At 58.8% G+C, this 1,014-nt stretch carries 1 protein-coding gene and 1 pseudogene; both read left to right on the top strand.

Annotated elements, in window-relative coordinates:
• Positions 1-891 (top strand): annotated as a pseudogene (locus C6H66_RS24980) (type IV secretion protein Rhs); the annotation flags it as partial.
• A partial coding sequence (locus C6H66_RS27865) for a hypothetical protein (RefSeq protein ID WP_219847653.1) occupies positions 888-1,014 on the top strand: 127 nt, incomplete at its 3' end. The pseudogene C6H66_RS24980 and the gene C6H66_RS27865, both read left to right, overlap by 4 nt.

The following is a 1,014-nucleotide window of genomic DNA, read 5'->3' as shown; positions in this document are numbered from 1 at the left end:
CACCGGGACGTGTATGACAACCGGCTGCGGTTTGTCTATAACGAGCACGGTCAACTGACACAGGTTCTCCACAGTGACGGGCCGGAGTTGACGCTGCTTTATAATCGGCGCGGACAACTGACAGAGATTCTCCGTACCGATGAAGGGTTACAGGAAGTGATGGCCCGTTATCACTACCATGATAACGGCCGGCTGGCGGAAGCGGACAGCGCCCAGCATTTTCATCTGTACTATGAATATAATGCGCAGGGTCTGATAAGCCGCTGGTCTGATGGCGACCAGACCTGGGTGGATTACCGTTATGATAAACAGGGGCGCTGTACCGACAGCGTGGGGGCCGGCGGCTACTATCCGGTTCACCTGGATTATGCCCCCGGCATCACCCGCTCCACCACCCCACAGGGGCACACCACCACCTGGCATTACAACGACCAGCAATTAATCACTGAAATCCACACCCCGTGCGGCGGCGTGACCCGTTATGACTATGACCGCTGGGGCAATCTGGTCAGACAGAGATTACCGGAGGGAGAAACCCTGACGCTGACGTATCTGGCCGATACCGGCCGGGTAACCTCACTGACGGAGGCCACTGGCGCGGTATGGCAGTACAGCTATGAGGCTGACAGCCTGCAACTGACCGGCATGACCGACCCGCTGCAACGCACCTGGCTGCCCCGGTATGATGAACAGGGCCAGCCCGCCGGATTTATTGCGCCGGACGGCCGGAAAACCACGCTGACCCGCAATGCCTTCGGGCTGGTGACGGCCGAAACAGACCCGGACGGCAACGGCCGCACACAGGAATATGATAAGCATCAGCGGCTGGTGCGGGTGCTGGATGAAGAGAACCGGACCGTCAGTCTGGGTTATGACAGCCAGGACCGCTGACGSCGCAGCAGCATTTCAACTGGCAGGGCGGTATAGACAGTCAGCTGAACAATGACGGGGGCAAATTGTTCAGCCGTGATGCAATGTCACTGCAAGGCGGGCAGCTAACCAACCGCCAGAAAG

It is taken from the genome of Photorhabdus hindustanensis (assembly GCF_002968995.1).
GTDB lineage: Bacteria > Pseudomonadota > Gammaproteobacteria > Enterobacterales > Enterobacteriaceae > Photorhabdus > Photorhabdus akhurstii.
Note: the sequence above shows the minus strand (reverse complement) of the source record. Positions and strands in the feature narration are given on the sequence as shown.